General features: G+C 65.8%; 23 protein-coding genes. 6 read left to right on the top strand and 17 right to left on the bottom strand.

The genetic code is table 11. The annotated features are described in order from the left end of the window. Positions 1–88: 88 nt before the first annotated feature. Together CLM73_RS07595 and CLM73_RS07590 are read left to right on the top strand one after the other, a co-directional pair. On the top strand, positions 89–1,819 hold the full coding sequence (locus CLM73_RS07595; protein WP_105237957.1) for an ArnT family glycosyltransferase: 1,731 nt from the start codon (positions 89–91) through the stop codon (positions 1,817–1,819). Beyond that, positions 1,816–3,216 (top strand): MATE family efflux transporter, encoded by a 1,401-nt coding sequence (locus tag CLM73_RS07590; protein WP_105237956.1) that lies wholly within the window; start codon positions 1,816–1,818, stop codon positions 3,214–3,216. The genes CLM73_RS07595 and CLM73_RS07590 overlap by 4 nt, the downstream gene beginning before the upstream one ends. Before the next feature lie 60 nt (positions 3,217–3,276). Here CLM73_RS07590 and paaK read toward each other — a convergent pair whose 3' ends face one another. The 9 genes from paaK to paaA form a co-directional block, all read right to left on the bottom strand. Then, the gene (paaK, locus tag CLM73_RS07585; protein ID WP_105237955.1) at positions 3,277–4,590 is read right to left on the bottom strand and encodes a phenylacetate--CoA ligase PaaK; all 1,314 of its coding nucleotides are present in this window, start codon (positions 4,588–4,590) and stop codon (positions 3,277–3,279) included. Between the two features lie 36 nt (positions 4,591–4,626). Then, positions 4,627–5,097 carry a hydroxyphenylacetyl-CoA thioesterase PaaI gene (paaI, locus tag CLM73_RS07580; RefSeq protein WP_056569414.1) on the bottom strand — a complete coding sequence of 157 codons (471 nt, stop codon included), beginning with the start codon at positions 5,095–5,097 and terminating at the stop codon, positions 4,627–4,629. Beyond that, positions 5,097–5,885 carry a 2-(1,2-epoxy-1,2-dihydrophenyl)acetyl-CoA isomerase PaaG gene (paaG, locus tag CLM73_RS07575; protein ID WP_105237954.1) on the bottom strand — a complete coding sequence of 263 codons (789 nt, stop codon included), beginning with the start codon at positions 5,883–5,885 and terminating at the stop codon, positions 5,097–5,099. Before paaG ends, paaI begins: the two co-directional genes overlap by 1 nt. Before the next feature lie 15 nt (positions 5,886–5,900). Further along, entirely contained in the window at positions 5,901–7,565 is a 1,665-nt protein-coding gene (gene paaN, locus CLM73_RS07570; RefSeq protein WP_105237953.1) for a phenylacetic acid degradation protein PaaN, read from the bottom strand. 47 nt (positions 7,566–7,612) lie between these two features. Next, complete coding sequence (gene paaE / locus CLM73_RS07565; protein WP_056567556.1) at positions 7,613–8,701, bottom strand: 1,2-phenylacetyl-CoA epoxidase subunit PaaE; 1,089 nt, start codon at positions 8,699–8,701, stop codon at positions 7,613–7,615. Between the two features lie 14 nt (positions 8,702–8,715). Continuing rightward, positions 8,716–9,222 (bottom strand): 1,2-phenylacetyl-CoA epoxidase subunit PaaD, encoded by a 507-nt coding sequence (gene paaD, locus CLM73_RS07560; RefSeq protein ID WP_105241414.1) that lies wholly within the window; start codon positions 9,220–9,222, stop codon positions 8,716–8,718. Then, entirely contained in the window at positions 9,219–9,983 is a 765-nt protein-coding gene (paaC, locus tag CLM73_RS07555) for a 1,2-phenylacetyl-CoA epoxidase subunit PaaC (protein ID WP_105237952.1), read from the bottom strand. The genes paaD and paaC overlap by 4 nt, the downstream gene beginning before the upstream one ends. 16 nt (positions 9,984–9,999) lie before the next feature. After that, positions 10,000–10,284: a 1,2-phenylacetyl-CoA epoxidase subunit PaaB gene (gene paaB, locus CLM73_RS07550; RefSeq protein ID WP_006388300.1), complete on the bottom strand. Its 285-nt coding sequence runs from the start codon at positions 10,282–10,284 to the stop codon at positions 10,000–10,002. 187 nt (positions 10,285–10,471) lie between these two features. After that, on the bottom strand, positions 10,472–11,461 hold the full coding sequence (gene paaA / locus CLM73_RS07545) for a 1,2-phenylacetyl-CoA epoxidase subunit PaaA (protein WP_105237951.1): 990 nt from the start codon (positions 11,459–11,461) through the stop codon (positions 10,472–10,474). A gap of 172 nt (positions 11,462–11,633) precedes the next feature. Here paaA and paaX point away from each other — a divergent pair, with 172 nt between their 5' ends. After that, complete coding sequence (paaX, locus tag CLM73_RS07540; RefSeq protein ID WP_105237950.1) at positions 11,634–12,563, top strand: phenylacetic acid degradation operon negative regulatory protein PaaX; 930 nt, start codon at positions 11,634–11,636, stop codon at positions 12,561–12,563. 18 nt (positions 12,564–12,581) lie between these two features. Here the strand turns inward: paaX and CLM73_RS07535 are convergent, their stop codons facing one another. Further along, positions 12,582–13,223 (bottom strand): NAD(P)H-hydrate epimerase, encoded by a 642-nt coding sequence (locus tag CLM73_RS07535; RefSeq protein ID WP_105237949.1) that lies wholly within the window; start codon positions 13,221–13,223, stop codon positions 12,582–12,584. Positions 13,224–13,294: 71 nt separating this feature from the next. Then, positions 13,295–13,840, bottom strand: a complete 546-nt coding sequence (orn, locus tag CLM73_RS07530; protein ID WP_105237948.1) for an oligoribonuclease — start codon at positions 13,838–13,840, stop codon at positions 13,295–13,297. 61 nt (positions 13,841–13,901) lie between these two features. Here orn and CLM73_RS07525 point away from each other — a divergent pair, with 61 nt between their 5' ends. Both CLM73_RS07525 and rsgA read left to right on the top strand, forming a co-directional pair. Continuing rightward, the gene (locus tag CLM73_RS07525; RefSeq protein ID WP_105237947.1) at positions 13,902–15,152 is read left to right on the top strand and encodes a M48 family metallopeptidase; all 1,251 of its coding nucleotides are present in this window, start codon (positions 13,902–13,904) and stop codon (positions 15,150–15,152) included. After that, positions 15,149–16,051 carry a ribosome small subunit-dependent GTPase A gene (gene rsgA, locus CLM73_RS07520; protein ID WP_105237946.1) on the top strand — a complete coding sequence of 301 codons (903 nt, stop codon included), beginning with the start codon at positions 15,149–15,151 and terminating at the stop codon, positions 16,049–16,051. Before CLM73_RS07525 ends, rsgA begins: the two co-directional genes overlap by 4 nt. A gap of 76 nt (positions 16,052–16,127) precedes the next feature. Here the strand turns inward: rsgA and CLM73_RS07515 are convergent, their stop codons facing one another. Both CLM73_RS07515 and rplS read right to left on the bottom strand, forming a co-directional pair. Next, complete coding sequence (locus CLM73_RS07515) at positions 16,128–16,859, bottom strand: CoA pyrophosphatase (RefSeq protein ID WP_105237945.1); 732 nt, start codon at positions 16,857–16,859, stop codon at positions 16,128–16,130. 123 nt (positions 16,860–16,982) lie between these two features. Continuing rightward, positions 16,983–17,363 (bottom strand): 50S ribosomal protein L19, encoded by a 381-nt coding sequence (gene rplS, locus CLM73_RS07510; RefSeq protein ID WP_105237944.1) that lies wholly within the window; start codon positions 17,361–17,363, stop codon positions 16,983–16,985. Between the two features lie 341 nt (positions 17,364–17,704). Between rplS and CLM73_RS07505 the strand changes: the two genes are divergently transcribed. Continuing rightward, positions 17,705–18,577, top strand: coding sequence for a DMT family transporter (locus CLM73_RS07505; protein WP_105237943.1), 873 nt, complete (start codon positions 17,705–17,707; stop codon positions 18,575–18,577). A 33-nt stretch (positions 18,578–18,610) separates the two neighbouring features. Here the strand turns inward: CLM73_RS07505 and CLM73_RS07500 are convergent, their stop codons facing one another. The 4 genes from CLM73_RS07500 to cysD form a co-directional block, all read right to left on the bottom strand. Then, a complete protein-coding gene (locus CLM73_RS07500; RefSeq protein WP_105241413.1) occupies positions 18,611–19,135 on the bottom strand; it encodes a hypothetical protein in 525 nt (174 codons plus the stop codon). A gap of 76 nt (positions 19,136–19,211) precedes the next feature. Further along, positions 19,212–20,666 (bottom strand): PA0069 family radical SAM protein, encoded by a 1,455-nt coding sequence (locus CLM73_RS07495; RefSeq protein ID WP_418904931.1) that lies wholly within the window; start codon positions 20,664–20,666, stop codon positions 19,212–19,214. Positions 20,667–20,878: 212 nt separating this feature from the next. Continuing rightward, positions 20,879–22,177 (bottom strand): sulfate adenylyltransferase subunit 1, encoded by a 1,299-nt coding sequence (locus CLM73_RS07490; protein WP_105237942.1) that lies wholly within the window; start codon positions 22,175–22,177, stop codon positions 20,879–20,881. Between the two features lie 42 nt (positions 22,178–22,219). Beyond that, positions 22,220–23,128: a sulfate adenylyltransferase subunit CysD gene (gene cysD / locus CLM73_RS07485; protein WP_056567596.1), complete on the bottom strand. Its 909-nt coding sequence runs from the start codon at positions 23,126–23,128 to the stop codon at positions 22,220–22,222. Positions 23,129–23,133: the final 5 nt, after the last annotated feature.

The following is a 23,133-nucleotide window of genomic DNA, read 5'->3' as shown; positions in this document are numbered from 1 at the left end:
GCCTTCGGGCTGCTTTTTTTTCCCCCCTCGGTGCCAGAAGGCCGGTCAGGGGGTGGCGCATCCCGACCACTCGGTTACATTAACGCCCGTGTCCCCACTTTCCATTTCCACCCCGGCCCGGCTCACGTCGGTAGCCACCGCAAAACTGCCCCGCCTCATCCTGCTGGGCCTGGCCCTGGTCTACATCGTGGCCGGCCTGTTCATGCGCGACCCGTGGAAAACCGACGATGCGGTCGGACTGGCGACGATGATCACCGCGATCCGCGAGGGCGGCCTGACCTGGCTGCTGCCGCAGGTGGGACATCTGGCCCACGCCGAGGAAGGTCCGCTGATCACGTGGGTGGGCGCCATCAGCATCTGGCTGTTCGGCCCGTTCATCGGGGACATCACCGCCGGCCGCCTGCCCAATCTGCTGTGGTTCGGCATCACGGCCTCGAGCGTCTGGTACGGCACATATCTGCTTGGCCGCCGGGCTGAAGCTCAGCCGCTGGCGCTGCCCTTTGGCGGCGAACCCGAACCGCGCGACTACGGCCGCATGCTGGCCGACGCCGCCCTTCTCTTGCTGCTTGCCACGGTCGGCATCCTGCAGCGCACCCATGAAACCACGGTCATGCCGGCCATCATGGCCTGCCAGGCGCTCGCGTTCTATTCGCTGGCGCGCACCGTGGACCGTCCCGTCACGGGCTCGACCACACTCGGCATTGCGCTGGCCGCCAGCTTCCTTGCGCGCGGCTGGGTGGGCGCCCTGCCCATCATGATCGGCGCGGCGCTCGCCTTCTATCCCCGCAGCCCGCTCTGGAAATGCAAGCGCTGGGTGCTCTGGGCCGCCGTGCTGGCCGCTGGTCTGATCCTGGCCTGGTGGATTCCCGCCAGCCAGGGCAGCGAATACTGGATCCGCAACTGGAAGACCTGGAATCTGTCGTCGTTCGCCATCCCGGGCCTGCACGACGCCGCCCGCACGCTGCGCGACCTGCCGTGGTACCTGTGGCCGACCTGGCCGCTGGCCCTGCTGGCCATCTGGCGGTGGCGCGCGTGGATCTATGCGCCCCACATCTGGGTGCCGCTGATGCTGCTGGTGTGCTCGGCACTGATCCTGTTCTTCGTCGACGAAGCCAGCGATTCCGAATTCGTGCTGCTGGCCGTGCCTTGCGCCGTGCTGGGCGCATTTTCGCTGCCCACGTTGCGCCGCGGCGTGGTGAACACGCTCGACTGGTTTGCCGTCATGTGCTTTTCGCTGACGGTGGCGACGGCCTGGCTCGGCTGGGTGGCGCTGCACTTCCATTGGCCGGCACAGATTTCCCGCAACATCGCCCGCCAGACCACCGGCTATGAACCCGTCATCTCGTGGGTGGCTTTTGGGCTGGCAGTGCTCTTCACCCTGGGCTGGATCGTCCTGGTCGTCTGGCGGTTGCGCGTGCGTCCGCAGGCGCTGTGGCGCGGCACCGTGCTGTCGGCCGGCGGCCTGACCGTGACCTGGATCCTGCTGGTGCTGTTGTGGCAACCCGCGGTGGACTACGCGCGCAGCTATCGCACGGTGTCGGGCCAACTGGCCCAGGCCATCGCGCAGCACAAGCGCCCGGGCGAATGCATCCGAGGCCTCAGTCTGGGCAGCGGCCAGCGCGCTTCGTTCCTGATCTTCAACAACCTGTCGTTCCCGTTCGACACGCGCTGCACGCTGGTCCTGCAACAGACCACCAACCAAAGCCTGCGTGACGGCACGGCCGCGTACAGCGAAGGCGCCGAAGTCCTCTGGCAAGGCGGCCGCCGCGCCGACCGTTCCGAAGTCTTCCGCCTGCTGCGAACCGGCATCAAGCCATGACCGCCGCCATCGGGGCGCCGATGACCTTCGGCGCCACCCTGCGCGGAATCGCCAAGCAGGCGTGGCCCGTGCTCATCAGCCAGTGGGCCAGCATTTCGTTCGGCGTGCTGGACACCGCCATGACGGGGCACTCCAGCCCCGACGACCTGGCGGCGATGGCGCTTTCCGCTTCCATCTACATCACGGTCTTCGTCGGCCTGATGGGTGTCGTGCACGCCCTGATCCCGATCCTGGCGCAGCAGTTTGGCGCCGGCAACAATCAGGAAGTCGGAAAGAGCTGGGGCCAGGGCGTGTGGCTGGCGCTTGGCCTGTCGGTCGTGGGCGCCGCGCTGATGCTGTTTCCGGATATGTGGCTCTTCATGTCGGGCGACGTCGCCCCCGGCGTGCGCGACCGCATCGCGTCGTACCTGCAGGCGCTGGTGCTGGCCCTGCCCGCCGCCCTGGTGTTCCGCACCATCTATGCGCTTGGCACCGCGGTGTCGCGGCCCAAGCTCGTCATGGCCATCAACCTGTCCATCATCGGCTTCAAGGCGCTCTTCAACTGGCTTTTCATCTACGGCAAGCTGGGCCTGCCCGCGATGGGCGCGGCCGGCGCGGGACTGGCGACGGCCGTGGTGTCGTGGATGAGCCTGGGCCTGGGCCTGTGGGTGATCACCCACGACCGCTACTATCGCCGCTTCCAGCTTCGGATCGGCAAGCCGGACTGGAATGCGCTCAAGGAACTGCTGCGCCTGGGCATTCCGATGGGCGGCTCGTACCTGGTCGAGGTGTCGGCATTCACGTTCATGGCGCTGCTGGTGGCACGCGAGGGCACCTTCGTGACCGGTGGGCATCAGATCATGTCGAACCTGGCCGCGCTCTGCTACATGATGCCGATGGCGCTGGGCGTGGCGACCGCCGCGCTGACGGCGCAGGCCATCGGCGCGGGCAACTACGCACACGCCCACCGTACCGGCATGGCGGGTCTGACGCTGGGCCTGATCGGCGCGCTGCTGACGGCCGCGGTGCTGCTGATCGGCCGTCCGCTGATCCTTGCCGCCTACACGGACGACGGCGCCGTTGCCGCCGTGGCGACCACGCTGCTCGCCGTCCTGCCGCTTTTCCACCTGTTCGATTCGATGCAGTGCATCAACTCGTACCTGCTGCGCGCGTACAAGATCGCCGTGGTGCCGCTGATCCTGCAGACGGTGGCGCTGGCCGGCGTGGGGCTGGTGGGCGGCTGGTGGTTTGGATTCGGTCCGGGACGCGGCGGCATCGACGGCCTGCGCGAAGTGCTGGTGCCGGGCTCGCCGCAAGGTGCGGGCAGCATGTGGCTGATGGCCATGTTCGGGCTGGCGCTGTCGGCGGCCTTGCTGCACTTCTGGTATCGGCGGATATTGCGGACGGTGGGGCGCTAGAAACGGCGCAATGAAAAAAGGCAGCCAGATGGCTGCCTTTTTCGCGTGTAGACGCGCCTACTACTTCGGACGCTTGTCGATCACCCGCCGTGCCTTGCCGGTCAGCGTGCGTTCCACATGCCCGGCATCCGACACCTGGATGCGCGCGCTCACCCCGATGTGGGTCTTGACCGCGTGTTGCAGCTGCTTGCCCAGATTGGCGCGCTCGGCGTCGGACAGGCTCGAGAACTCGGCACGCACTTCGGTCAGGATTTCCAGCTCGTCCATGTTGCCCGAGCGGGACAGCACCAGCTGGTAATGCGGCGCCAACTGCGCGATCTTCAGGACCAGTTCTTCGACCTGCGTGGGGAACATGTTCACGCCGCGCACAATCAGCATGTCGTCGCTGCGGCCCGTGATCTTGCCGATGCGGCGCATGCTGCGCGCGGTGGGCGGCAACAGGCGGGTCAGGTCGCGCGTGCGGTAGCGCACGATGGGCATCGCTTCCTTGGTCAGCGACGTGAACACCAGCTCGCCGGGCTCGCCGTCGGCCACGGGTTCGCCCGTGTCCGGGTTGACGATCTCGGCGTAGAAGTGATCTTCCCAGACCACCGGGCCGTCCTTGGTCTCGACGCATTCGCTTGCCACGCCCGGGCCCATCACTTCAGACAACCCATAAATGTCGACGGCGTCGATGCCTGCTTCGGCCTCGATGTCGGCACGCATCTGGCCCGTCCACGGCTCGGCGCCGAAGATGCCGATGCGCAGGGAGCTTTGACGCGGGTCGATGCCCTGGCGGCGCTGCTCTTCCAGGATGTTGCAGAAATAGGAGGGCGTGACCATGATGATGTCCGGACGGAAATCGTTGATCAGCTGCACCTGCTTTTCGGTTTGTCCGCCGGACATGGGAATGACCGTGCAACCGAGGCGCTCGGCGCCGTAGTGCGCGCCCAGGCCGCCGGTGAACAACCCGTAGCCGTAGGCCACGTGCACGGTATCGCCGGGCTTGCCGCCCGCCGCGCGGATCGAGCGCGCCACCAGGTTGGCCCAGTTGTCCAGGTCGCCCTTGGTGTAGCCCACCACGGTCGGCTTGCCGGTCGTGCCGCTGGATGCGTGAATGCGCGAGATGCGCTCGCGCGGCACGGCGAACATGCCGAACGGATAGTTCTCGCGCAGTTCCTTCTTGGTCGTGAACGGGAACTTCGAAATATCGGACAACTGCTTCAGGTCGTCCGGATGCACGCCGACTTCGTCGAACGCCTTCTTGTAGTGCGGGACGTTTTCGTAGGCATGCTTGAGGGTCCACTTCAAGCGATCAAGCTGCAGGGCCCGCAGCTCGTCCTGGCTGGCATGCTCGATGGGATCCAGTCCCGGCTTGCTCATGGTGTTGGGCATGATGATGTCTCTCTTCTCTTTGGTACGGTGCAGCAGTCAGGCGTCCGTGGGCGTCCCGACGATCTGGCCCTTGATGCGGTAGGAACGCCCCCTGAACAAGGCCACGTTGCGTCCATCCTGATTGGTGACGGTGACGTCATAGACGCCGGTGCGGCCGGCCAGCGAACGCTCCTGGGCGACGGCGGTCAACAGGTCGCCTTCGAAACCCGGCGCCAGATAGTCGATCGTGCAGCCCGACGCGACCGTGCTGACGTTGCGCGAGTTGCACGAGAACGCAAACGCGCTGTCGGCCAGGGCGAAGATGAAGCCGCCATGGCAGGTCTTGTGGCCGTTCAGCATGTCGGGCCGCACGCGCATGGTCAGCCGCGCATAGCCCGGCGCCATTTCCTCGATCTTCATATCCAGGCCCTGCGTGGCCGCGTCGCCGGCATACATCACCGAGCCCACGGCCTGCGCCAGCGCCTGCGGGTCGGTCGGCACTTCAACGGGGGGAACGTGCACGCTCATCATTGCCCCTTGAACTGCGGTTCACGCTTGCCCAGGAACGCGGCCACGCCTTCGGCGTAATCCGCGCTCTGGCCCAGTTCGCGCATCATGTCGCGCTCCAGGTCGAGCTGCGTGGACAGATCATTGCCCAGGCTGGCCTGCAAGGCGCGCTTGGTGAATGCCAGGCCCTTGGTGGGCGCGGCCGCGAAATGCGTGGCCAGGCGATCCAGCGTGGCGTCGAATTCCTCGTCGGCCACGCATTGCCAGATCAGCCCCCACTCCTCTGCCTGCTTGGCGCTCAGCTTGTCGCCCAGCAGCGCCAGGCCCATGGCCCGGGCGCGGCCCACCAGACGGGGCAGCACAAACGTGCCGCCCGTGTCCGGGATGAGGCCCAGACGGCAGAACGACTGGATGAAGTTGGCCGAGGCCTTGGCGATGACGATGTCGCCCGCAAACGCCAGATTGGCGCCCGCGCCTGCCGCCACGCCGTTCACGCCCACCACAACCGGCATCGGCAAGGCGTTGAGCCGGCGCACCAATGGGCCGTAGAACTTGTCGACGGTCTCGCCCAGGTCGGGCGGCGTGCCATCCGGCGCGGGCTTGCGCTCGCTCAGGTCCTGGCCCGCGCAGAAGCCGCGGCCCGCGCCGGTCAGCACCAGCACGCGCGCGCCTTCGGCTTCGACGCGGGTCAGCGCGTCGGCCACTTCCGCGTGCATGTTGGCCGTGAAGCTGTTCAGCTTGTCCGGGCGGTTCAGCGTCAGGCGCGCAATGCCGCCGGACAGGTCGAATTGAATATCCTGATAGCTCATCTGCGATCGCCCGGCTTAGATGTGACGGCGGGTTTGCACCACGCGGAAGCGGTTCGACACGAACGCCGTGTCCGACAGCGCGGCATTGGCCGCCGGATTGGCGCCGGTGCCGTGGAAGTCGCTGAAGGCGGCGGTCTGGTTGACGAACACCGCGCCGGTCAGGTTCAGCGACAGCGACACGCCGGATACTTCGGCGGCGTCCTGCACCTGCTCGGCCACGCGGTCATCCGTGGTGTAGGCCGACAGCGACAGCGCGCCGTGCTGGACGACGCTGTCACGCGCGAGCTGGATGCTGTGGGCGGTGGAATCCGTGGCGACGACAAACGCAATCGGACCAAACCACTCCTGGCCGAGCGCCGCATTGCCGGCCTCGGTGCGCAGCAGCAGCGGCGTGCGCACGCGCGCGTTTTCGAACTGGGGATGCGCCAGCGTCTTGCTGTCCGCCACGACGGGCAGACCCAGCGCGCGGGCCTTCTCGATGCGCTCGACGATGCCTTCGTTCTGGATGGCGCCCGTCAGCTCGACGGCCTTGGCGGCATCGGCGCCGACCTTTTCCAGCGCCACGCCCAGCGCGGCGGCCACATCGTCGAAGCTGACACGGCCTTCCGGGGTGTTGATGCCGTCACGCGGCACGTAGATGTTCTGCGGCGCGGTGCACATCTGGCCCGAATACAGGGCCAGCGAGAACGCCAGGTTGCGGGCCACGCCCTTCAGATCCGAGGTCGAATCGATGATGACCTGGTTCACGCCGGCCTTCTCGGTGTAGACCTGAGCCTGGCGCGCATTGTTTTCCAGCCAGTCGCCGTTGGCGGTGCTGCCGGTGAAGTCAACGATCTTGACGGCCGGGTCCAGCGCCAGCTTCTGCGCGGTGTCGTCGCCGGCTTCGTGGGCGGCCAGTTGCACGACGTCGGGATCGAAACCGGCTTCCTGCAGCACTTCGCGCGCCACCTTCACGGTGATGGCCAGCGGCAGGATGGCGCCGGGGTGCGGCTTGACGATGACGGTGTTGCCCGTCGCCAGGCTGGCGAAGAGGCCCGGGTAGCCGTTCCACGTCGGGAAGGTGGAGCAACCGATCACCAGCGCGACGCCGCGCGGCACGACCGTGAACTGCTTTTCCATGCGAATGGGGTCGTTCTTGCCCTGCGGCTTTTCCCAGACCGCGATGCCCGGAATGCGCGACATTTCCTGCCAGGCGTAGGTGACGGCCTCGAAGCCGCGGTCCTGCGCGTGGGGGCCGCCGGCCTGGAAGGCCATCATGAAGCCCTGACCAGTGGTGTGCTGGACCGCGTAGGCGATCTGGAAGCTGAGCTTGTTCAGGCGCGACAGGATTTCCAGCGACACGCCCACCCAGGCGTGGGGACCGGCGCGGCGCCAGTCTTCAAGCGCGCGCTTGGACGCGGCGATCAGCTTGTCCGCCGGCACGCGCGGATACGTGATGCCCAGTTCGAAACCGTAGGGCGACTTCTCGCCGCCCACGACGCCGTCGGCATCGTGCAGGTTCAGCGGAAAGGGCTTGCCCTGGAGCGCTTCGAAGGCGGCGCGGCCTTCGTCGTTGGCGGTCTCGCCATAGTTGCGCGGGCTGGGCGACTCGGCAAACGGGCTCCAGTAGCCGCGCAGCGCGGCGGCAGCCAGGGATTGTTCCAGCAGGGGCTGGTGACGTTCAAAGAATTTCTGGGACACGCTCGTCTCTCCAATAAGTTTTGAATGCTTGCCTGGCGTGCGCCGGGTCAGGTTTCCTGGTCGAAGTCGATGACCAGCCGATCGCTGACAGGAAAGCTCTGGCAGCTCAGGATGAACCCGCGCGCGACTTCATAATCTTCAAGGGCGAAGTTGGCGTCCATGTCCACCTCGCCTTCTATCACCTTGCAACGGCAGGTGGAACACACCCCGCCCTTGCACGAATACGGCAGTTCAATGCCCTGCGCCAGCGCCGAATCCAGCACGCTGTCCTTGTTCTTGTCGATGACGAACATGCGGCTATGTCCGTCCTGCACCACGGTGACCTCGCACTGTCCCTTGCCGGGCGCCTGCGGGGCGTCCTGGCCGGTGCGCAGCGCACGCGGGCCCTTGGGCGCGCCGAAGAGTTCGAACTTGATGTTCGACTTGGGGATGCCGCGCGCCTGCAACCGCTCGACCACGCTCTCGGTCATGGTCTGTGGACCGCACACAAAAGCGTAGTCGATATCCTCGGGGCTCATCCAGGCCGACATGAGCTGGTCGACCTTGTCCCCATCCAGGCGGCCGTTGAAGAGCTCGATGTCCTGCGTTTCGCGGCTCATCACGTAGACCAGCGAGAAACGGTCCATGTACAGGTTCTTCAGGTCCTCGATTTCCTCGCGGAACAGCACGGCGGACGAAGCGCGGTTGCCGAAGAACAGCGTGAACTTGCTGCGCGGCTCGGTCGACAGCGCCGTCTTGACCAGCGAAAACACGGGCGTGATGCCACTGCCCACGGCAAACGCCACGTAGTGGCGCTGGTTCTCGGGCGAGAAGTCCACCGTGAAGTTGCCCGCCGGCGCCATCACCTCCAGCGTCTGGCCAGGCTGCAATTGGTGATTGGCCCAGCTCGAAAACACGCCTTCGTCGACCTTCTTGATCGCCACGCGCAAGAGCTTGTCGCGCGGCGCCGAACAGATCGAATACGAACGGCGCAACTCTTCGCCGTTGAGCTGGGTGCGCAGCGTCAGGTACTGGCCGGGCAGGAAGGCGAACTCGTTCGTCAGCGCCTCGGGCAGGTCGAAGGTCACGACCACGGCATCGCGCGTATTGCGCGCCACGGACGCCACCTTCAAAGCATGGAATTGGTTCTGGCTCATCTCGAAACCACTCTTTAGTGAGTCTTGAAATAATCGAAGGGCTCGCGGCACGAGACGCAGCGATACAGCGCCTTGCACGACGTCGACCCGAAATTGCTGACCATCCGCGTATCGCGCGACCCGCAGCGCGGGCAGGCGATGGCCGGGGCGGCCGTGCGGCGGCTGATGCCCGAGATGTCGATGGCGCGCTCGGCGGGCGCGGCAATGCCGTAGCCCTTGAGCGCCTCGCGCCCTTTTTCGCTCATCCAGTCGGTCGTCCAGGCGGGCCCAAGGCGCGTCTCGACCCGGACCTCGGACACGCCGTGGCGTTCGAGCGTCTGGCAGATGTCTTGCGTGATTTCGCGCATGGCCGGGCAGCCCGAATAGGTGGGGGTGATGACGACGACACACGCATCGCCATCCCACGACACCTCACGCACCACGCCCAGGTCCACCACGGACAGCACGGGGATCTCGGGGTCCGGGACCTCCTGCAGCCAGGCAAAGACCTGGTCGGCGGAAATGGGCGCGAGCGCGTTCACCACGTGGCTCCCGGGTAGGCGCGGTGCAGGTGCTGCATCTCGGCCAGCACGTAACCCAGCGCCTCGGTGTGCTTGCCCTGGCGCCCGCCGCGATGCGCGGCGTGGTGGGCGGCGGCTTCGTCGGGAACGGTCAGCGTGGCTTCTTCCAGCACTTCCCGCACGTGCGCAAGCCACGGCTGGCGCAGCGCAGACAAGGCACAGCCGATGCCGCGCGCCGCGACGTCCTGGTCGATGGCGTCGTCGGTGAAGAGCTCGCCCGTGAAACGCCAGGCGTCGTCGATGGCGGCCTGCATCTTGGCGTGGCTTTCCGCGGTGCCATCGCCCAGGCGCACCACCATGTCCGACGATCGGCGTACGTGATAGGTCACTTCCTTGAGCGACTTGGCGGCGATGGCCGCGACGCGCTCATCAGCAGACGCCTCCAGGCGCTGCAGCAGGAAGTAATGCCAGACGTCGAACAGGAACTGCCGCGCCATGGTGTCGGCGTAATTGCCGTTGTCGCGCTCGACCAGCAGCGCGTTGCGGAATTCGTGCGTGTCGCGCAGATAGGCCAGCGCGTCCTCGTCGCGGCCCGCGCCCTCGACCTCGCCGGCCAGCGTCAGCCACATGCGGGCCTGGCCCAGCAGGTCGAGCGCGGTGTTGGTCAACGCCAGATCCTCTTCCAGGATGGGACCGTGCCCCGTCCAGGCGCCCAGCCGCTGCGACAGGATGAGCGACGTGTCGCCCAGGCGCAGCAGGTATTCAAACAGTGCTTTGTCCATGTCTCCCCCGCCCGCCTTACATGTGCTTGATTTCTTCGGGCATCGGGAAGAAGGTCGGATGCCGGTAGACCTTGCTGTTGGCCGGCTCGAACAGCGGATCCTTGTCGCCCGGGCTGCTGGCCGAAATATCCGAGGCGCGCACCACCCAGATGCTCAGGCCCTCGTTGCGGCGCGTGTACACGTCGCGGGCGTGATTGATCGCCATTTCGGCGTCCGGAGCATGCAGGCTGCCCACGTGCTTGTGCGCCAGGCCGTGCTGGCTACGGATGAAGACTTCCCACAGAGGCCAGTCTTTGCTCATGATGGATTCCCTTTAATGCCGGATACGCATCGCGCGGCCGGTCTGCAATAAATAAAAAGAAGGTGTCCAGAAAGTCACGCATCCCAAAGCGCAGCGAGGGCCAGCGGGGCCGCGAGGATCCGGGCTCCGCCGGTCCGCTGCGGCGCCCCCCTGGGGGGGAAGCGCGCAGCGCTCCGGGGGGGAACCTCTAGGCGGCTTTCCGGGCCGACTGCTTGTCGGCGTGGGCGACAAGCGCGTCGCGCACCCAGGCGCCGTCCTCATGCGCCTTCACCCGCGCGGCAAGGCGTTCGCGGTTGCAGGGGCCGTTGCCCTTGAGCACGGCGTAGAACTCGGACCAGTCGATTTCGCCAAAGTCGTAGTGGCCGCGCTCGGCGTTCCACTTCAGGTCGGGATCGGGGACGGTCAGGCCCAGGTACTCGGCTTGCGGCACGGTCTGGTCCACCATCTTCTGGCGCAGCTCGTCGTTGGAGAAGAGCTTGATCTTCCAGGCCATCGACTGGGCGCTGTTGGGCGAATCGGCGTCCGACGGACCGAACATCATCAGTGCGGGCCACCACCAGCGGTTGAGCGAGTCCTGGACCATCGCCTTCTGTTCGGGCGTGCCGTGCAGGCACATCTGCATGAGCAGGTCATAGCCCTGGCGCTGATGGAAGGACTCTTCCTTACAGACGCGCACCATGGCCCGCGCGTACGGACCATACGAACAGCGGCACAGCGGAATCTGATTGATGATCGCCGAGCCGTCGACCAGCCAGCCGATCATGCCGATGTCGGCCCAGCTCAGCGTGGGGTAGTTGAAGATGCTGGAGTACTTGGCGCGCCCGGCGTGCAGGTCGTCGATCAGGTCATCGCGCGACACGCCCAGCGTCTCCGCGGCGCTGTAGAGGTAGAGCCCGTGGCCCGCCTCGTCCTGCACCTTGGCCAGGAGGATGGCCTTGCGCTTGAGGGACGGGGCACGCGTGATCCAGTTGCCTTCCGGCAGCATGCCCACGATCTCCGAGTGCGCGTGCTGCGAGATCTGACGCACGAGCGTCTTGCGGTAGGCCTCGGGCATCCAGTCCTTGGCCTCGATGCGGACGCCATCGTCGATGCGTCGCTGGAACGTCTGTTCCAGGCCTTCGAGCTGGTCCGCGGTCTTGACCTGCTTGACGCCGGTTTCGACGAGTTGAGCGTACATAGTTGTCTCCTTGAGACGGTTTGCGAAAACGCAAAGCAAACGCTGCGCAGTGCCGTCATGTCATGAGACGATTATTTAATACAAAAAAATCATTGTCAAACTCAAATCTGTATCACATTGGATTTATGTATCATATCCAGCATCCCGATATCGGCCGCCCGCGGCCCTCCTCATGGCAAACCCTCAGTCGTCCCTTGAACGCGCTCTGTCCCGCTTATTGAAGAGCGATCCGCCCCGCGCGAAATCGCTCTGCGTCAGCGTACTGGGCGATGCATTGGCCCCGCATGGCGGCGCCATCTGGCTGGGCAGCCTGATCGAGCTTCTGGCTCCTCTGGGGATCAACGAACGCCTGCTGCGCACCAGCGTTTTTCGCCTGGTGGCGCAGAACTGGCTGCAATCCGAACGCCATGGCCGGCGCAGCCTCTATCTGATTTCCGAACAGGGCGTGCGGCACACGTCGCACGCGTCGCAGCGCATTTATGTGGGCGGCGCCAAGGAATGGAACGGGGAATGGACGCTGGTCGCGCTGCCGCGCACGGGCAACGGCCTGGCTGAGCGCGGCGAGCTGCGCCGCGAATTGACGTGGGAAGGCTTCGGCATGATCGCGCCGGGTCTGTTCGCGCATCCGCACACCGAGGCGCGCGCCGCGCACGACATCCTTGAAAAACTAGGTATCCCGGACCGGGCGCTGGTGTTGTCGGCCCGCGACCTGGCTGGCGCCGGCGGGCTGCCGATCGCCAGCCTGGCCACGCAATGCTGGAACCTGGACGACGTGGCCGAGCAATACCGGCAGTTCTCGCGCAACTTCGGCCCGCTGGAAAAGCTGCTGGACGAGGCGCCCTCGCCCGCCGAGGCGTTTACCGTGCGCGTCATGGTGCTGCATAACTGGCGACGCATCGTGCTGCACGATCCGCAGCTGCCCGCCCCGATGCTGCCCGACAACTGGCCCGGCCACGCCGCGCGGGAATTGTGCGGACGCCTTTACTGGAAGGTGTTCGATCCTTCCGAAGCGCACTTGAACGCCCTGGCCGGCCAGGACAACGAACGCTACCGTCCGCTGTCGCCCGAGGTCGAAATGCGCTTTGGGGGCCGGCCGGGTTAAGGACTGGCGCGCGTCGGCCTAACGGCGCGTGCTGCCGTCGTCCGGCATGGCGACGCCCAGCGTATCCAGGTGGCATTCTCCGGCCGCCTCGCGCCCTGCGCCGGCAAACGAAAGTCCGCGGCTGGGCGCAATGAACGACAGCGTCCAACGCGCCCGGATCGGCCGGCCCAGCGCCACGCCGGCGTCGGCATCGATGCCGCTAGGTACATCCAGCGCCAGCACCGGAACGTGCCACGCGTTGACCGTATCGATCAGGCATTGCCACGCGGCATCCAGAGGCCGGTTCAAGCCGATGCCGAACAATCCGTCGATGACCAGATCCGGGGACGGTCTGGCCGGAAGATCGGTATGCGTTCGGGTCTCTCCGCCCGCGGTCACCCAGCCGGCCCAGGCGCGCGCCGCATCGGCGGGCAGCCTGTCTGGCCCCGAAGGCAGCACCACGTGAACATCCAAGCCTCGCGCCAACAATAGCGCGGCGGCTTCCAAAGCGTCCCCGCCGTTATTGCCGGGCCCGGCTAGCGCCAGGATGGACGCGTCGGCCGGCACCCGCGCCGCGACGAAGCTGGCCGCCGCCGCGCCGGCCAGCGGCATCAGCGCACGCCCGGTTGCCAGGGCGCGCTGCTCGGCTTGGCGAATCTGCGCGACGGAATAGGACGGCATGACAGCAAGGTGCGGCAGCGCGGCCGGGTATCCAATGGAGTTCGTTGGAACCCGGCGGTCCGCCGACGGTCTCAGACCTTCAGGAAATGCTCGCGGTAATACTTGAGCTCGTCGATGGACTCGTAGATGTCGGCCAGCGCTTCGTGGCGGCTCTTTTTCTCGAATCCCTTGTACACGGCGGGGGCCCAGCGGCGCGCCAGCTCCTTGAGCGTGCTGACGTCCAGGTTGCGGTAATGGAAGAACTGCTCCAGGCGCGGCATGTAGGCAAACATGAAACGGCGGTCCTGGCTGATGGTGTTGCCGCACATGGGCGATTTGCCCGCCGGCACATGCTGCGCAAGAAACGCCAACAGCGTATCCTCTGCCTCTGCCTCGGTCACCGTGGACGCCTTGACCTTGTCGATCAGCCCGCTCTTGCCGTGGGTCGACTTGTTCCAGTTGTCCATCGCGTCGAGCAGGCTGTCGGACTGGTGCACCACAATCACCGGCCCCTCGGCCACGACGGTCAGGTCGGGTTCCGTCACCACGACGGCGACTTCAATAATCCGTTCTTTCTCGGGGTCCAGGCCCGTCATTTCCATGTCGAGCCAGATCAGGCGGTTTTCGTTCGCAGCCATATAATTTGCCTTTAAAACGCGCGATTTTCGCACATCCCTTCTTGAGCAAAACGCTTTGCCCATGTTCACACTGCTGTTCGTTGCCTTCCTGCTGACCGATATTGCCGTGCGCATGTGGCTGGCGTCACGCCAGATCCGCCATGTCGCCCGCAATCGCGACCAGGTGCCTGCGGAATTCTCTCATCGCATCGGGTTGACCAGCCATCAGCGGGCGGCGGATTACACCGTGGCGCGGGTTCGGCTGGGCATGCTCGAGCGCACCTATGACGCCCTGGTGCTGGTCGCCCTGACGCTGCTGGGCGGTCTGCAATTCATCGACCTGATGGTCAGCCAGCTTACCAGCAACGACTTCGTGCGGCAGATGCTGCTGCTGGTGGTGGTTGCGCTGGTGCTGGGCCTGCTGGGTCTGCCCTTCACGCTTTGGCGGCAGTTCAAGCTGGAAGCGCGTTTTGGCTTCAACCGCATGACGCCCGGGTTGTTTGTGGCCGACGCCGCCAAGGGCCTGCTGGTCGCGGCGGTGCTGGGCCTGCCGCTGGCCGCCGCGGTGCTGTGGCTGATGGGCAGCGCCGGCGCCTATTGGTGGATCTGGGCGTGGGCACTGTGGACGGTATTCAACCTGGCCCTGCTGATCATCTACCCGATGTTCATCGCCCCGCTCTTCAACAAGTTCACGCCGCTGTCCGATCCCGAACTGGCCGGCCGCATCCAGCGTCTGGCGCAGCGCTGCGGCTTTGCCCTGAATGGCCTGTTCGTGATGGACGGCTCGCGCCGCTCGGCCCACGGCAACGCGTATTTCACGGGCTTCGGAAAATCGCGCCGCATCGTGTTCTTCGACACCCTGCTGGCCCGCCTGAACGCCGACGAAATCGAGGCTGTGCTGGCGCACGAGCTGGGGCACTTCGCCAAGCGCCACATCATCAAGCGCGTGATCTTCAGCTTTGCCGCCGCGCTGGTGTTCTTTGCGATTCTGGGCTGGATCGCGCAGCAGCCGTGGTTCTACGTGAGCCTGGGCGTGATGCCGCAATTGGGCGGCCGCAACGACGCCATGGCCCTGTTGCTGTTCTTCCTGGTCATTCCTGTATTCACCTTCATGCTGACGCCGCTGGCCAGCTGGTATTCGCGCCGCGACGAATTCGAAGCGGACCGCTATGCCGCCGAGCAAAGCTCGCCGGACCGTCTGGTCTCGGCGCTGGTCAAGCTGTACGACGACAACGCTGCAACCCTGACACCAGACCCTGTGCATTCCGCCTTTTACGACAGTCACCCTCCCGCCGCCGTGCGCATCCGCCACCTGATGGCGGCCGCCGCATGAGCGCGCCGATGGAAGGCCGCATCATTGCCGCGCATGGCCGCCACTACACGGTGGAACTGGCCGATGGCGCCCTGCGCAAGTGCTTCCCGCGCGGCAAGAAAACCGGCGCCGCGGTGGGCGATCGGGTCAAGATCACGCCGCAAGGCAAGGACGAAGGCGCCATCGACGCCATTCTGCCGCGCAGCAACCTGCTCTATCGTTCCGACGAAATGCGGTCCAAGCAGTTTGCGTCCAATGTCGACCAGCTACTGATCGTTGTCGCCGTCCGGCCCACGTTTTCGGACGACCTGACCGGCCGCGCATTGGCAGGTGCATGGAGCGCGGGCATCGCGCCGCTCATCGTCCTGAACAAGACCGACCTGACCGACGAGCTGCCGGCGGCGCGCGCGCGGCTGGCGCCCATTGCGGCGCTGGGCGTGGACATCATCGAACTGAGCGCGCTCGAACCCGAGAACGTCCACACGCAGCTCGCACCGCGCCTGGCCGGCCGCACGAACCTGCTGCTGGGACAGAGCGGCATGGGCAAGTCCACGCTGCTCAACGCGCTGGTGCCGGGCGCCGCCGCGGCGACGCGCGAACACTCCACCGCGCTGGACATGGGCAAGCACACCACGACCAGCACCCGGCTTTATCATCTACCGGAGCCCGGCGGCGACCTGATCGACTCGCCGGGGTTCCAGGCCTTCGGGCTGCACCACCTGACGCGGGACGACATCATCCGCGGGTTTCCGGAGTTCACGCAGCCGATCGAGGAGTGCCGCTTCTACAACTGCACCCACCGCCACGAGCCCGGCTGCGGGGTGATGGCGGCGCTGCGGGACGGCAAGATCGATCCGGCGCGCTACGCGCTGTACGAACGCATTCTTGAAGAAAACCTGGCAGGCCAGCAGCGTTACTAAGATGTGACGCTGCCCCATTGAAAACGGCCCCGATCGGGGCCGTTAGCTTTTGCGTGGCCGCCTGATCCGACGCGGATCAGCGCGGCGCAAATCCGTGGCGCAGCAGGTGATAGAGATTGCGCAGCATGCCCGCGGTGGCGCCCCAGATGAAGTGCTTGCCGTACGGCATGCCGTAATACTGGCGCACTCGCCCATCATCGAGCCGCGCTTCGTACAAGCGGTGATTCGCGGGATCCATCAGGAACGACAGCGGCACCTCGAACACCTCGGCCACTTCGAACGCGTCGGGCGCCAGCTCAAAACCCGGCCGCACCAGCGACACCACGGGAATGATCGAAAAGCCGGTCGCCGTCAGGTACGGCGGCATGCTGCCCAGCACTTCCACGTGATTGGCCGGCAGGCCCGTTTCCTCTTGCGCTTCGCGCAGCGCCGCGGCCTCGGGGTTGGCGTCGCTGGTCTCGATGCGCCCGCCGGGAAAGCTGATCTGGCCCGCGTGATCGTGCAGATGCGCGGCGCGCTGCGTCAACATGATGTTCACGCCTTCGTCGCGCGTCACCAGCGGGATCAGCACGGCCGCCGGCACGGGTGTGCCCTCGCGACCGGGATAGCGAAGATCGTTGTCGCGCGACAGCTCAAGCGTCCAGGTGGACGGCTGGCTCAGCGTGCCGCGCAGGGAATCCGGCGTCAGCAGGCGGGTAGGCACGGGCGGCAGCGATTCGTTGGCCACCACCCACGGTTGCGTCGCTGGATCGAATCCGGGACGCGCCAGCGGCCGTCGGGGCCGCGCGGAGGACGAGGTATCAGACATACGCTTGGAAATAAGAAAAAAGGCACCCTCGCAGGTGCCTTTTTAACCCGGAAAACCGTGCCGGACGGAAACGCGGATTGGCGTGAACGTCCGACACTGTCAGGGCCGTGTACCGATAAGCGATCAAGCCGAGGGGGCTTGCTTGCTGACCAGCTTTTCCTTGATGCGAGCCGACTTGCCCGAGCGCGAGCGCAGGTAGTACAGCTTGGCGCGGCGCACGTCGCCGCGGCGCTTCACTTCGATGCTGGCGATTTGCGGCGAGTACAGCTGGAACGTACGTTCCACGGCTTCACCCGACGAGATCTTGCGCACGGTGAACGCGGAGTTCAGGCCGCGATTGCGCTTGGCGATAACAACGCCTTCGAAAGCCTGCACGCGCTTGCGGGTGCCTTCAACGACGTTGACGCTCACGATGACGGTGTCACCAGGAGCAAATTCAGGCTTGGCTTGACCGCCGGTCAGACGGGCAATTTCTTCCTGTTCCAGGATAGCGATGAGGTTCATGTGAACTCCTAGATCATCATGTCTTTGCGGACTAAAACTTTTGCCGATCGATGTTGTTCACGCCCGGGCTTTCGTGTGATCGAAGAGTCGAGATTCAAGTCTTCGGTCGCAACCGGCCTGGTGCGTGTGCATGGCTACTGGTTCTCATGGGTTGTCCGCAATGCGGATTTCCTGTGAGCTTGTGTCGCGATGCTATGCCGCAAGCAGAGGATGAGATTTGGCAAACCAATGATTCTACACCAAAAATTCCCCAGAGCCTCGGGTAACATGTGCGCCTTCAGCAAGGTTTGCGGTACCCTTCCAACTCCTGTAACAAACACGTCATCTGACGCTGTTCCCTCATGTCGCACTCGTCCCTGATATTGGTCGTCCTGGCGGCAATGGCCCACGCCACGTGGAACCTCCTTGCCAAGCGCGCGGCCATGGTGGGCGCACCGTTCGTATTTGCCTATGGGCTCTGCGCCTCGGTGCTGTACGCGCCGTGGGTGATCTGGGTGTTGATGCACGACGGCATGAACTGGACCTGGCCGGTCGTCGGCGCGATCCTGACCTCCAGCCTGTTGCATCTGGGCTACAGCCTGTGCCTGCAACGGGGCTATCAGGTGGCCGACCTGTCTGTGGTGTACCCGATTGCCCGGGGCACCGGCCCCCTGCTTTCCACGACCGGCGCCTTCCTGCTGCTGGGCGAACCCGCCACCAGCACCGGCATCGTCGGCATGTTGTGCGTCGTGGCCGGAGTGCTGCTGATCGCCACCCAGGGACGGCTGGCCATCTTCAAGCAGGCTCAGGCGTGGGTCGGCGTGCGCTGGGGCGTGGTGATCGGCCTGTTCATCGCGGCCTATACGGTGGTGGACGCGTACGGCGTGAAAGTGCTGCTGATCAGTCCGGTGCTGTTCGACTGGTTTACCTGTGTGACCCGCACCGCCATGATGACGCCCCACATGCTGCGCCGCCCCACGCAATCGTGGGAATCCATGCGCGGACATTGGCACCTGGCGCTGGCCGTGGGGTTTTTGTCGCCGCTGGGGTACATCCTGGTGCTGTATGCGCTGCGCAACGGCGCGCCGCTAAGCCTGGTGGCGCCTGCCCGGGAAATGTCCATGATGCTCGGCACCCTTGCCGGCATGTTCCTGCTGCGCGAAAAAGTGGGCGTGGGCCGTCTGGCCGGTTGCGTGTCAATTCTGGCGGGCGTGATCCTTCTGGGATCGAGCTGAGCGCCGCCGGCGGTCATCGGAAGCAGGCGGCCATCAGAAGCCGCCGGCCACGCCCAACCACATCAGGCCGGGGATCATCGCGCCCCAGGCCAGCACCAGCACCACGTCCGTAATCATGGCTTTCATCGTGAGCTGATTGCCAGCCGGTTGCGCCTTGGCGTCCCCGATGCTTTGATCGCGCGTCACGGTGGCGGCGGGAGCGGCCGGGGCGACGACGGATACCCCAGCTGCGGGCAGGCCTGCGGGAGCGTCGGCCGCCGGAGTGCCGGCCACCGGAGTGCCGGCCACCGGGATGCCGGCCACCGGAATGCCGGCCACCGGAGTGCCGGCCACCGGACCGCCGGCCGAAGCCTCATCGGGCGTCGGCGCCGGCGGGAAAGGCCAGCGGGCGGGCATGCGGGTGGCGCGCGTGCGCGCATCGGACGCCGACCCGGTCCAGGGCATGGCCACACCGGTCAGCCGGGCGCAGAAGGCGCGGGCGCGGTTGGCGCCGCGGCGCAACGGATTCAGGGAAACGACGAGCTCATCCTGCAGGACGGAAAAATCAGCGGTGTTCATGGGAACTCCTTGGATAAACGTTCCAGCGCCGAGGCGATTCGCCCTGGCATGCACCCGAGGCAACAGCGGCCTGCGGTCAATCGAACAAAGACAATTGGCCGGCCGCCATGGCGCGCAACTGGCGCGCACCGCGCCCGTATGCGCCGCTGACCGCAGGCAAACCACCAGGAAAAGGGACCCCTGAAGACGCTTTCGCATCAACCGGGGATTGAAAATCGGTAGCGGCGTTGCCGGAACTGCCCGCACTGCCCGCGGCCGCGGCACCAGCCGGCGCCGAGCCACCCGGCGCCGCGCCATCGAACAGGGGCGCCGACGCGCCGGGCGCCGACGCGCCGGGCGCCGACGCGCCGGGACCCGCAGGTGGCACAAACCGGCTGCAATCAAGTGACAGCCGCGTACGGTTAAGCCCCAGCTTGCGCGTGGCGACCGCGAAGCGCTGGCGCAGCAGATCGGCCCAGATGCCCGTGCCGCGCATGCGTGACCCGAAGTTGGGATCGTTGCGGCGGCCGTTGCGCAGGTCTTCGATACGGTGCAGGACGCGTTGCGCGCGGTCCGGGTAGTGGGCGTTGAGCCAGTCCTCGAACAGGGTCTTGACCTCCCAGGGCAGGCGCAGGACCGTGTAGCTGGCGTAATGGGCGCCAGCCGCCTTGGCCTCCTGGAGGATGTGCTCCATGGATTCGTCGTTGATGAACGGGATGACCGGGGCCACCAGCACGCCCACCGGCACGCCGGCGTCGGTCAGGCTGCGCACCGCCTCCAGGCGGCGCCACGGCGCAGCGGCGCGGGGCTCCAGCGTGCGGGCCATGCCGGCGTCCAGCGTGGTGATGCTGATGTAGACCACCACGAGGTTCTGTTGCGCCAGGGCTGCCAGCAAGTCCAGGTCGCGGGCGACCAGCGCGTTCTTGGTGACGATGGTGACCGGATGGCGGGTTTCAAGCGCGAGTTCGAGCATGCCGCGCGTCAGGCGCCAGTCGCGCTCGATGGGCTGGTAGGCGTCGGTGGCCGAACCGATATTGATGGGCGACGGCTTGTAGCCGGGACGGGCCAGTTCGGCGCGCAGGGCCTCGACCGCGTTGGCCTTGGCGACCAGCCGCGTTTCGAAGTCCAGCCCCGGCGAATAGCCCAGGTAGGAATGCGTGGGCCGGGCGTAGCAATACACGCAACCATGCTCGCAACCGCGATACGGATTGGCGGCCACATCAAAGGGAATGTCGGGGGAATCGTTGCGCGACAGGATCTTGCGCGCCTCTTCCGCGGTGACCGTGGTTTTGGGTGCGGGCGGCGCGGAGCGCGTGTCGGGCAGGATGGGGATGACCGTGGCCGGGCCAGAACCATCGGAAATGGAATCGGGGACGGAATCCAGGAAATCCGCAGGCAGACCGGAAGCGGACCAGCCGTCGTCGACCTGCACGCGGTCATCGCGCTGAAAGCGATGCCGAACATTAGTAACCGCACCCCGACCGCGCAAGGCGGCGGGGGCGGCAGCCGGGGACCCAGAACCGGCGGGAAAAGAATGATCGGTGCGTGCCATAAAAACTACTGTACAAAAACACAGTGGTTTTGACAAGCACCAAAAGCCTTTTCGTAAGACAGCCCAACTTTACCGCAAGAAGAAGACATCGTCTGAACAATTCGATTTCATCTTGCGATATGGCCCGGAAACCCGCGCCAGCATTGGATTTGGACGAAAAACAACACAAAAAAACGGGCCGCGCAGGCCCGTTTCTCAGCCCGTTTTGCGGTTTACCGCAACATGCCCGCCGCGGCCGTCTGATGCGTGGCTTCGTCGATCAGAATGAACGCGCCGGTCGCCGCCACATCGTCATAACGATCGACCGCCAACGACTCGCGAGTGGTCAGCGTTACGCGACCGATGTCGTTCATGCGCAGCGTGCCTTCGGTGTTCTCGACCTCCTGCAGTTCATGAATATCCCGATGCGACAACACCGCGCGCACCTTCGCGGACGTAAGCCGCGTGCCCGACTTCAGCAGATACTTACGCGCGGGATTCAACGCCTGCGCATCCAGCCAGCACAGCTCGGCTTCGAACTCGCGCGACACCTGCGCCGGCGCGGCGGTGTGTACGATCACGTCACCGCGCGACACGTCGACATCGCGGTCCAGCACCAGCGTGATCGAATCACCGGCCACCGCTTCATCCAGCGCGCGATCAAACGCACGCACTTCCTGCACCACTGCCGTCACGCCCGACGGCTGCACCGTCACTTCGTCGCCAGGACGCAGCACGCCGCTGGCAACGCGGCCGGCATAGCCGCGGAAATCGTCCGCGCGATCGCCGCCATGGCGCGACACCCATTGCACCGGAAAGCGCAGCGGCAAGGTGCGGCCGTCGCCCGACAGGTCCAGCGATTCCAGCAACGCAAGCAGCGGCTGCCCTTCGTACCAGGGCGTCTTGGCGGACAGCGTGACGACGTTGTCGCCGCTCAGCGCCGACAACGGCAGCGCGTCGAAGTGCGGGATGCCCAGCTTGACCGCCAAGTCCGCATAGGCGTCGCGGATGCGTTCGAACACCGCGCGGTCCCAGTCCACCAGATCCATCTTGTTGACTGCGACCACGATGTGCCGGATGCCCAGGAGGCGCGCGATGGTGCTGTGCCGCTTGGTCTGCGGCAGCAGCTTGCCGTCGGCGGCGCGGGTCGCGTCGATCAGGATGACGGCGACGTCCGCGGTCGACGCGCCGGTCACCATGTTGCGCGTGTACTGTTCGTGACCCGGCGCGTCGGCAATGATGAACTTGCGCGTGGGTGTCGAGAAGTAGCGGTAGGCGACGTCGATGGTGATGCCCTGCTCCCGCTCGGCTTCCAGGCCGTCGGTCAAGAGCGAGAAGTCGATGCCGTCGCCCGCCACGCGCTTGTGCTTGGCGCGCGAGATCGCGTCCAGCTGGTCGGCGAAGACGCCCTTGCTGTCATACAGCAGTCGGCCGATCAGCGTGGACTTGCCGTCGTCGACGGAGCCCGCCGTGATCAGGCGCAGCACGCCGGTGTCGGCGCCGGAAAGAAAGGAATCGTTCAGTGCGTTCATGTGGTTCCCCAGACGCCGGCATGCGCCGGCGCGTCATCTCATTCAGAAATAGCCTTCCTTCTTGCGGCGCTCCATCGAGGCCTCGGAAGTCTGGTCGTCCATGCGCGTGGCGCCGCGCTCGGTGATGTCCGTCACGGCGGTCTCGGCGATGATGGCCATGGTGTCGGTGGCGTCGGAGGCGACCGGGCACGTGCACGAGATATCGCCCACGGTGCGGAACCGGACGGACAGGCGTTCGACCTGCTCGCCGTCGGCCGGCGGCGTCAGGCGGGTGACGGGCACCAGGAGGCCCTTGCGGCGCACCACCTCGCGCTCGTGCGCGAAATAGATCGGGGGCAGCGCCAGCTGTTCGCGCTGGATGTACTGCCAGACGTCCAGCTCGGTCCAGTTCGAGATCGGGAAGACGCGCATGTTCTCGCCGCGATGCACGCGGGTGTTGAACAGGTTCCAGAGCTCAGGGCGCTGGGCCTTGGGATCCCACTGGCCGAACTCGTCGCGGAAGGAAAAGATGCGCTCCTTGGCGCGCGCCTTTTCCTCATCGCGGCGCGCGCCGCCGATGCAGGCGTCGAATCCGAATTCCTCGATGGCTTCCAGCAGCGTCACCGCCTGCGCCGCATTGCGCGAATCGGTCTCGCGGCGCAGCACGACGCTGCCGCGCTTGATCGAGTCTTCAACGCTGCGCACGATCAGGGTTTCGCCCAGCTCGGCCGCGCGGGCATCGCGAAAGGCGATCACCTCGTCGAAGTTGTGGGCGGTGTCGATGTGCATCAGCGGAAACGGAAAGCGTCCCGGCCGGAAGGCCTTTTCGGCCAGGCGCAGCAGCACCACGGAGTCCTTGCCGCCCGAAAAGAGCAGGACGGGCTTCTCGCATTCGGCGGCGACTTCGCGCAGGATGAAGATCGCTTCCGATTCCAGCCAATCCAGGTGGCTGCGTTGAATCACGGCAGACATAGGTA

Source organism: Achromobacter spanius (assembly GCF_002966795.1).
Taxonomy (GTDB): Bacteria; Pseudomonadota; Gammaproteobacteria; order Burkholderiales; family Burkholderiaceae_B; genus Achromobacter; species Achromobacter spanius_D.
This window is presented reverse-complemented; position numbering and strand designations above follow the sequence as displayed.